Source organism: Pedobacter hartonius (assembly GCF_900107535.1).
GTDB lineage: Bacteria > Bacteroidota > Bacteroidia > Sphingobacteriales > Sphingobacteriaceae > Pedobacter > Pedobacter hartonius.
Genome location: NZ_FNRA01000032.1, coordinates 1 through 4,668 on the forward strand (window position 1 = coordinate 1; position 4,668 = coordinate 4,668).

General features: G+C 37.9%; 7 protein-coding genes. 4 read left to right on the forward strand and 3 right to left on the reverse strand.

Annotation, left to right across the window (positions count from 1 at the left end):
- Nucleotides 1–72: 72 nt before the first annotated feature.
- Nucleotides 73–1,311: a hypothetical protein gene (locus tag BLW16_RS22745; RefSeq protein ID WP_090560180.1), complete on the reverse strand. Its 1,239-nt coding sequence runs from the start codon at nucleotides 1,309–1,311 to the stop codon at nucleotides 73–75.
- 191 nt (nucleotides 1,312–1,502) lie between these two features.
- Here BLW16_RS22745 and BLW16_RS22750 point away from each other — a divergent pair, with 191 nt between their 5' ends.
- The 4 genes from BLW16_RS22750 (at nucleotide 1,503) to BLW16_RS22765 (ending at nucleotide 2,985) form a co-directional block, all read left to right on the forward strand.
- Complete coding sequence (locus tag BLW16_RS22750) at nucleotides 1,503–1,709, forward strand: hypothetical protein (RefSeq protein WP_090560140.1); 207 nt, start codon at nucleotides 1,503–1,505, stop codon at nucleotides 1,707–1,709.
- On the forward strand, nucleotides 1,699–2,028 hold the full coding sequence (locus tag BLW16_RS22755; RefSeq protein ID WP_090560181.1) for a type II toxin-antitoxin system RelE/ParE family toxin: 330 nt from the start codon (nucleotides 1,699–1,701) through the stop codon (nucleotides 2,026–2,028). Before BLW16_RS22750 ends, BLW16_RS22755 begins: the two co-directional genes overlap by 11 nt.
- 69 nt (nucleotides 2,029–2,097) lie before the next feature.
- On the forward strand, nucleotides 2,098–2,511 hold the full coding sequence (locus BLW16_RS22760; protein ID WP_090560182.1) for a helix-turn-helix domain-containing protein: 414 nt from the start codon (nucleotides 2,098–2,100) through the stop codon (nucleotides 2,509–2,511).
- A gap of 21 nt (nucleotides 2,512–2,532) precedes the next feature.
- Nucleotides 2,533–2,985 carry a hypothetical protein gene (locus BLW16_RS22765; RefSeq protein ID WP_090560183.1) on the forward strand — a complete coding sequence of 151 codons (453 nt, stop codon included), beginning with the start codon at nucleotides 2,533–2,535 and terminating at the stop codon, nucleotides 2,983–2,985.
- Between the two features lie 99 nt (nucleotides 2,986–3,084).
- Here BLW16_RS22765 and BLW16_RS23415 read toward each other — a convergent pair whose 3' ends face one another.
- Complete coding sequence (locus BLW16_RS23415; RefSeq protein WP_175470691.1) at nucleotides 3,085–3,228, reverse strand: hypothetical protein; 144 nt, start codon at nucleotides 3,226–3,228, stop codon at nucleotides 3,085–3,087.
- A gap of 75 nt (nucleotides 3,229–3,303) precedes the next feature.
- Nucleotides 3,304–4,626 (reverse strand): site-specific integrase, encoded by a 1,323-nt coding sequence (locus BLW16_RS22770; RefSeq protein WP_090560184.1) that lies wholly within the window; start codon nucleotides 4,624–4,626, stop codon nucleotides 3,304–3,306.
- Between the last annotated feature and the right edge of the window lie 42 nt (nucleotides 4,627–4,668).

The following is a 4,668-nucleotide window of genomic DNA, read 5'->3' on the forward strand; positions in this document are numbered from 1 at the left end:
ACTCCTTCGGGTACGCTTTTCTTACTTGTGACATAATTTCTGTTAAGGTATGTAATTCTCTTAACTTACTGTCTACTCAAATATAGCAACTCCAGTTTTGTCTTGCGTAGTAAGCGACCTGTTTAATGCCCTAAGACCTAGTTCTGCCGCCTGGTGTAATAAAAATGCCGAAAGGATAAAATTGTCGTCCCTGTAACTTTGGGCTGCTTCATAGAATGTTTTGGCCTTGGTAAGCCCTGTATAAAAATCATGCTTGGTTTTTTCTATTTTCTCCGGCCTGTTGTCCAATCTCAATACTGGCAGGGGCTTGCTGCCATCGTCATAAACCAGACTTTCAGTATTGCAGGTAAGGCTGAAATAGATATGTCCCTCACCAACCATCTTATGAAAAAATGAGCTTTTAAATAAGGTACAGCTTACATGAATATGCTTTAAAACAGCAAAATTAAGCACTGTTTCAATCTCTTCAAACGTTTGCGGGTATTTTTCAGGGATAACCAGTATCAGGTCGGCATGGTCTCTGCCATCGCTGTCTGTTCGGTGGTTGAGGCAATAAATCTTTTCCGGCTCAATTACATCTGCGATGAAGTTAACTACCGCCGGAAAGTTCTTTTCTGTAAATTTCATTAGCGGTATAGGGTTAAATACATGGCCAGTCTCTTCTTCCTCAACTTCAATCCTGAAATCTTCGGCGTGATGCAGTTTAATATAAGGCAGGGATTTAGTTTCGCAGATCAATCCCATAGCCTCTATTGTTTTCTCTATATATTCCCTGATTAGTACGGTTTCATAAACTTTTTCATCATAGATGTCGTCCAATTTAACTTCTCCCTTAGTGCAATACAATAAGGAATCTAAAATGCCTCTCCAATCTTCCAAACTCTTGAAATGGAACAATTCTTCTAAAAATATCCGTATATCATTCAACTCTGTACCGGATAACGTGCGAAAATGTAAAGCTGGAAAGGGCTTATCTTTTGTTTCGGTATACAATTCAAAAGGGTGATCGGAAAACCTATGAAGCGGGTGATTGGGATTTAGTTTAAAATCTTCATCGCCGTTCTTTAGTACGTAAGCAAGTTCAAGTAGTTTAACAAACTGCTGCTGATTATAATAATAGCTGTCCTTATTGCCAAAATGTTGATCGGAACAGGCTGTTTTAATCAGGTCGACCATTCCGAACCGGAAAGATTCAATGTTGTTTTCTTCGCAGCAAAAAAAGCATACGATTTGATAATGTGGATTGCTGATGTCCTTTTCTTTTAAATAGCGGAAAGAGGTTTTTTCGCTAACGGTTGGTTCTGTTTTCATGTTAGTCTTAATTAAGTTCAAGCCAAAGAACCGCAACCCAGCATGTCTATATTAATCTTCCAATCCATTTTTTAGACGGTTTAGCGCATTTTTTAAACGGTGATTTAGACAAAAATTCAATCTATTTGGTTCGCTTTTATGTTTGAAAAGATATAGTTACCTTTGTGTAATAACCCCTTTAAACACAGATCATGAAAGTAATACTAGATATTAAGGACAATAAGGCGGCTTTTGTTATGGAGCTGTTAAGTAGCCTGTCTTTTGTGAAGGCAAGACCTCTTTCTGATGAAAATGCTATTTTAGTTGACGAGATTAAAGAAGCAGTTGAAGATCTTAAATTGGTACGCCAGGGTAAACTAAAAGCACGTCCGGCAAGAGACCTTATCAATGAGTTATAATGTCTTTACCTTACGCCCCTTTGATAAGCAGCTTAAAAGGCTGGTAAAAAAATATCCCTCTTTAAAAAAGGAATATATTGATCTTATTGATTCTTTAGAGAATAATCCAGAACAAGGCACGGCGATAGGCAACAAATGTTATAAAATCAGGTTAGCCATTGCCTCAAAAGGAAAGGGGAAATCCGGTGGTGCCAGAGTCATCGCAAATTTGGTTATTGAAGATGATGCCGTTTACCTGTTAACAATTTACGATAAATCCGAAAAGTCGAATTTGACAGATGCGGAATTAGCCGAGCTGTTAAAACAAGTTCCTGAATAAACCAGTAGCTAATTTATTTTTAACACATACAATAGAAGATTTATTACATTTGATTCAAATTAACAATATATGAGTACTACAACTGATCGTCCCAATAAAGTGCATGAAGGCAGAAACGTCAAGCGTTTTCGTGAAATGATGGGGATTAAACAGGAAGGGCTTGCCGCTTCTTTGGGCGAGGAATGGAGCCAGAAAAAGATTTCAGTTCTGGAATCCAAAGAAAAAATTGAAGATGCACTTTTAGCGGAAATTGCGAAGATATTGAAGGTACCGGAAGAGGCGATCAGGAATTTTGACGAAGAAACAGCTATCTATAATATCCAAAATAATTACGAGGGTTCATCTAGCAATTATAGTGGTCTGTACCAGTGCACCTTCAATCCACTAGATAAGTTAATTGAAACAGTAGAAGAACTTAAAAAGCTGCATGCAGAAAAAGAAGCACTCTACGAGCGTTTACTGAAAGCGCAGGAGAATAAATAAGCATTATTATTGAAAAACAATATGAACGAAAATCTAAAAGCAGCTGGAAAATTTAAACGGATAGCAATTATCCATTTCTCTGTATTTTTAATCTTGACTATTGTTTTAATTCCACTTTTTGCTTTCCTATTTGATAATTACTGGCTCTTATTTGGCCTTATTTTTTCTTTCGTTGCTCCAATTTTTAAAGCTGAAAATCTTAAGAAGGTATTTGTTTTTCTAACTGTAGCAGTAATTATATACTGGTATAATGTCGGTTTTATTTTTTCTGACAAAATAACTTTTTATTGGTTTTCATTTATATTTGGTTACATTAATCAAAGCTTTATCGAAGGGTTTGAGGGTTTGGCGGGTAAAATTATTAGTAATCAGGCATCTGAAATGACTTCTCAAATTGTTGATGGAATAAAATCTAAAGAGAAGTTCATAAACGACAATAAAAATGGCAGTAACACTACTGCTAGCGCAAACTAAGTTGTAAATTACACGAACTTAGGGATACTTTATTCCATAAAAGCCATTGCAGACTGCAATGGCTTGTTATTTATATAGACTTTCTAAAAAAAAACATGTTTATAACCCCCACGCTCCGGTGCGGCCTGCGAAACCCCTTCGCTCACAGGCCAGCCCGCTGTTCTCGCTCTGGGCACTTACGGAGTGGTGTACCTTTGTTTTCTGCCATTGTACATTGGTCTTGTGGTATATGATCGGTACCATTGCAGAGGGAATAAAAAAACACGCATTGTTTTAGCAATGCGTGGTCAGCAGATGGACTAGTGAAATTAGCCTGTATTACGACGCTTCTTCCATTTGGGGTGTTACAGTGTATTTTACCCTTATTAAGGCAATGTCAGCGCTTATTTTCGATTCTGTAACCTCATTAGTTTTGATATGTTGGGCAACAAATTTTCCCATAAGCGGCGCCATATCTCCACTTACTTTGGTATCCAGTACCTTGGCATATAATTGAGTGGTACGTATATTAGTGTGTCCAAGCATTTTAGACACGCTTTCGATGGGTACACCGTTCAATAAAGTTACAGTAGTGCCAAAAGTCCGTTTGGCTATTCGGTTGCCCAATGTTTTATTAACTCCTGCAAGTGCCGCAATTTCAACCAGATATTCGTTCATCTTTTGATTGCTTGAAATTGGTAAAGCCCTGTTGTTATGGAGGCAATAAGGGTGATCTTTATATTTATCAAGGATACTCGCCGCTATTGGAAGCAAGGGTATTGCCACCCTTGTATCTGTTTTTTTTCGGTAGGTAAATATCCATCTTTCCCCGTCAACCCCAATACTTACATCGGCTAGTTTTAGTTTTTGAACATCCGCATAGGAAAGTCCGGTATAGCAGCTGAACAGAAAAAAGTCACGTACCTGCGATAACCTTGCGGTAGTAAACTGCTTTTCGGTAATCTTCTGCAATTCGTCTGCGGTTAAAAATTCCCTATGGACAGGTTTTGACTTTAACGTATGGCCAAAGAAGGGGTCGGTGCTAATCCATTTATACTTCCGGCAAATGCTTACTATCTTTTTTAGATTTTTAATGTGCTTGTTTGCGGTATTGGTATCGTTTTCTTTCACCGTATGCAGGTAGAAGTCAAAGCCATCAATAAACTCGTGGTCTATGCGTTTTACATTGAAATCCGCTCTGTTGTATTTGGCGGCAATGAAATCTTCCACATGCCTTTCCAGCACCTCAAATCTTCTAAGCGTTCCGGGAGCATATTCTTCTTTATCCACTAATGCTTTCATTTTTTCATTGTGGGTTTTAATGGCCTCCATTATAGTGTGTGCTTTTTCTTCTTTACCTAAGAATTTGCATTTAACGCTATCGGCGGTTATTTCGGCTCCGTCCACACTTAGCTGGCTATGGGCTGCATAAACTTCCGCTTTCATATTTTCCAGATAGGCATTCAAAGTTTTAACATCTTCCTTTGTACCAATTACTTTTCCGGCTTTTGCATTCCATCGCTCCGGTTCGCAATTTCTGCTTGTTGACATTTCCGCACGAACCCCGTCCACTGTAATTCTTAAAAAGATAAAGTAAACAGCCCCTTTTGTGTAGTTCTTTGGCTTTTTCAAAAAGAAAAGCACGCTAAAATTAGTTTTCATAACGATAACATTAAGGTTAAACAAAAATAGCTTTGCAGTTCC

Coding starts and splice junctions, on each gene's coding strand:
- BLW16_RS22745 (WP_090560180.1), bottom strand. CDS start 1,311: ATGAAAACAGAACCAACCGTTAGCGAAAAAACCTCTTTCCGCTATTTA.
- BLW16_RS22765 (WP_090560183.1), top strand. CDS start 2,533: ATGAACGAAAATCTAAAAGCAGCTGGAAAATTTAAACGGATAGCAATT.
- BLW16_RS22755 (WP_090560181.1), top strand. CDS start 1,699: ATGAGTTATAATGTCTTTACCTTACGCCCCTTTGATAAGCAGCTTAAA.
- BLW16_RS22760 (WP_090560182.1), top strand. CDS start 2,098: ATGAGTACTACAACTGATCGTCCCAATAAAGTGCATGAAGGCAGAAAC.
- BLW16_RS22770 (WP_090560184.1), bottom strand. CDS start 4,626: ATGAAAACTAATTTTAGCGTGCTTTTCTTTTTGAAAAAGCCAAAGAAC.
- BLW16_RS22750 (WP_090560140.1), top strand. CDS start 1,503: ATGAAAGTAATACTAGATATTAAGGACAATAAGGCGGCTTTTGTTATG.
- BLW16_RS23415 (WP_175470691.1), bottom strand. CDS start 3,228: ATGGTACCGATCATATACCACAAGACCAATGTACAATGGCAGAAAACA.